We start from the raw sequence: 2792 nt of genomic DNA on the forward strand, positions 1-2792 counted from the left end.
CCTTCCAGAGCCGCCGCCATCCGGGCGAAATCCGCACGGGTGAACATGGCGCGGCCATAGTCGTCCTCGCAGCCCCAGTAGGGCGGGTCTAGGTAGAACAGGGTGCCATCGGCATCGTAGCGGGGGATGAACTCGGCCCAGTCGAGGCACTCGATCACGACGCCGGAGAGGCGGCTGTGCAGATCCTCCAGCATCGGCTCCAGCGTGGTCAGGTTGAAGCGGCCCGGCCGGGCCTTGTCCACGCCGAAACTCCTGCCCGAGACCTTGCCGCCGAAGGCCGTGCGCTGGAGGTAGAGGAAGCGCGCAGCACGTTCCAGGTCGGTCAGCGTGTCGGGTGGCACCGCAACCAGGCGCTCGAACTCGGCCCGCGTGGTCAGGCCGAAGCGCAGCACGTCCAGGAACTGGATGTAGTGGCGCTGGAGGATGCGGAAGAGGTTGGCGATATCGCGGCTGCGGTCGTTGATCACCTCCGCCTTGGGGCGCATCGAACGGCGCAGGAAGATGCCGCCCATGCCCACGAAAGGCTCGGCATAGGTGACGTGCGGGGTGGCGTCGATCAGGCTGCAGATGCGCTTGGCGAGGTTGCGCTTGCCGCCGAGCCAAGGGGCGGCGGGCGCTGTCGGGGTAATGGGGGTCAGCAAGGAAGGATCCTGTGGTTCGCAGCGTTCAGTCGGAACTTAACAGGAACATTTGCGGCTGTCAGTTGTCAGGATCGGTGTGTGTCGCCGCGTAGTCCGGTGGTATCGGCCCCGGCCAAGGATGGTCGAGGACGTGTCGCCGGAATTCATCAGGCGGCAGCGCGGCCTGCAGGATGGCCATCGCATCGCCCAGGTGCGCCTGCCACATCTTGGCCCCCTGAAAGCGCATGTCCTCGGGCAGGCCCTTGGTTCGGCAGAGTGCGCGGGCTGCGAGTTCGAGTGGGGTCTTGGGCTTGCGTGGGGGCATCTATGGCTCACTCCTCGGGAGGATTGGTTCCACGGGCAGCGGGTGTTGCAGCGACAGCGTCCCGGATTGCCTCCAACGCCGATATGATCCTGTTGAGCGCGAGAAACAGCACCCCCGAGACCGCAACCGAGACACTCAGGAGTGCGCGTGGCAGGTCTTCCTGGGCCAGAGCGGCCAGAATACCGACACCAGCAATGAAGAACGCTGCCCAGGCCAATGCGACCAAGGCCCACATTCCTCCGCCCTTGGCATTGACAGAGTTGGATCGCTCCGGCGGTGTCGGATCCCCGCGATCCTGGGCGGTTGCCCTGACAGTCTGAAAGCAGGCTTTGCAGTACCTTCCATCCCAAAGCCCCGACCACGAGACGGTCTTACCACAGCGTTCACAAGTGGCCATTGTAGTTGCCCTGTCTAGAATTTGCTGACGGCGGCGTAGACCCGCCCGATGACGCGCAGTTGCTGGAGATCAGCAGCATCAAGGGTCTCCGGGCCGTATGCAGGATTGTCGGAAATTAGGTCGATCTTACCATCGAGCCGACGTCGGACACGCTTCACCAGCAGATCATTCTCAACCGCAATCACATAGATGTAGCCGTTTTGGATCTCGGTCTTCGAGGTGTCCACCAGCATCGGGGATCCGTTCATGATTGTCGGTTCCATGCTATCGCCCTGGGCCGGCAGAATCATCGCTGCATCTGCGCGAACACCGATATCTGCAAGCCAATGGCGCTCGAATGCCACCCGTGTCGTCGGTGCCTCGCTGGTCGCCATCGCGCCTGGGCCCGCTGACGGGCGGACCTCATCATAACGAGGGATCGTAAGCATTCCCGGCTGATCAAAATCGTCCACACCAGCGGTAGGCGCCCGCGGCGTTCCCGTGGATGAGGCATCGAACATGACGCCTTCGCCCGAGAGGAGCCATTCGATCGACGCGCCAGTGGCGTGGCAGATTTCCGCTATGGATGATGCTCGGGGCTCCGTCTTGTCATTGGCCCAGTCTGATAAAGTTCTTCTAGATATATCAGTAAGATACGGGGAAAGAGCATCTAGGCCGCCTATGCGGTCAGCTGCTGCCTTGATCCGTTGCCCCAAGCCGTTCATGCGCCAGTAGAGCAGATTTCTTCTATGTAGCAGTTTTCTGTTGCCACATAGCAGAAATCTGCTATCCCTTCTCTTGTGCGGCGGGCTTACGCCTTCCGCCTATGTGAAACCAACCGCCACAAAAAGCAGGCGTTGCACCGCCTGCCCCCTGTAGGAGGCCGAAATGACGAAGAAGCAGCCGGTGATGGACTGGCAGGCCATCAAGGCCGAGATCCACCGCCGCGGCATGACCCTGACCGAGCTGTCCAGGCGGGCAGGTCTGCATCCCTCCGTCTGCCGGAAGGTGCCCACCGTCACGCACTACAGCGCCCAATCGGCCATCGCCGAATTCATCGACCAGAAGCCGCAAGACCTCTGGCCCGACCGCTATCCCCGCAAGAGGGCCTCGATCCTCGATACCGCGAAGTATCCGCCGGTGGCGAGTCAAAAAGCGGCCTTGGCCGCTGACGGCAAGGTGGCGGCATGAGCGCGATCCTGTCCAGAGAGGCGCCCGAGTTTGACCTGTCGGCCAAGGGCTTCCGGGCGGCGGCGGGCGATCTGGGCGAGGTGATCGCCCTGATGGCCGGCGGCATCCGCCCCGATCCGGAGACGCTGTCGCGCCTGTGCGACTCGATGCGCAGCCTGCAAGGGCTTCTGGTCGATCTGGCCGAGGTCGAGGCCGAGGTTGAACTGATGCGCCGGGGCGAGATCCAGATCCTGCCGGTCCTGGGAGAGATCGCATGACGCCCGCGATGGACCTCGACACC

The 2792-nt window shown here is 63.0% G+C and carries 6 protein-coding genes; 2 read left to right on the forward strand and 4 right to left on the reverse strand.

Annotated features, from left to right (window positions below; genetic code table 11):
• The 4 genes from RGD00_RS23060 to RGD00_RS23075 all read right to left on the reverse strand — a co-directional run.
• Positions 1-638: DNA adenine methylase (locus tag RGD00_RS23060; RefSeq protein ID WP_310459575.1), on the reverse strand; the 638-nt coding region annotated here is incomplete at its 3' end.
• Between the two features lie 61 nt (positions 639-699).
• Positions 700-945, reverse strand: a complete 246-nt coding sequence (locus RGD00_RS23065; RefSeq protein WP_310459576.1) for a hypothetical protein — start codon at positions 943-945, stop codon at positions 700-702.
• 7 nt (positions 946-952) lie between these two features.
• Complete coding sequence (locus RGD00_RS23070) at positions 953-1180, reverse strand: hypothetical protein (RefSeq protein WP_310459577.1); 228 nt, start codon at positions 1178-1180, stop codon at positions 953-955.
• 176 nt (positions 1181-1356) lie between these two features.
• The gene (locus RGD00_RS23075) at positions 1357-2046 is read right to left on the reverse strand and encodes an XRE family transcriptional regulator (protein WP_310459578.1); all 690 of its coding nucleotides are present in this window, start codon (positions 2044-2046) and stop codon (positions 1357-1359) included.
• Positions 2047-2209: 163 nt separating this feature from the next.
• Between RGD00_RS23075 and RGD00_RS23080 the strand changes: the two genes are divergently transcribed.
• Positions 2210-2512: a helix-turn-helix domain-containing protein gene (locus RGD00_RS23080; RefSeq protein ID WP_310459579.1), complete on the forward strand. Its 303-nt coding sequence runs from the start codon at positions 2210-2212 to the stop codon at positions 2510-2512.
• Positions 2509-2769 carry a hypothetical protein gene (locus tag RGD00_RS23085; RefSeq protein WP_310459580.1) on the forward strand — a complete coding sequence of 87 codons (261 nt, stop codon included), beginning with the start codon at positions 2509-2511 and terminating at the stop codon, positions 2767-2769. Before RGD00_RS23080 ends, RGD00_RS23085 begins: the two co-directional genes overlap by 4 nt.
• The last annotated feature ends 23 nt before the right edge of the window (positions 2770-2792 follow it).

Origin of the sequence: Ruixingdingia sedimenti, from assembly GCF_031432425.1 — a bacterium.
Taxonomy (GTDB): Bacteria; Pseudomonadota; Alphaproteobacteria; order Rhodobacterales; family Rhodobacteraceae; genus Ruixingdingia; species Ruixingdingia sedimenti.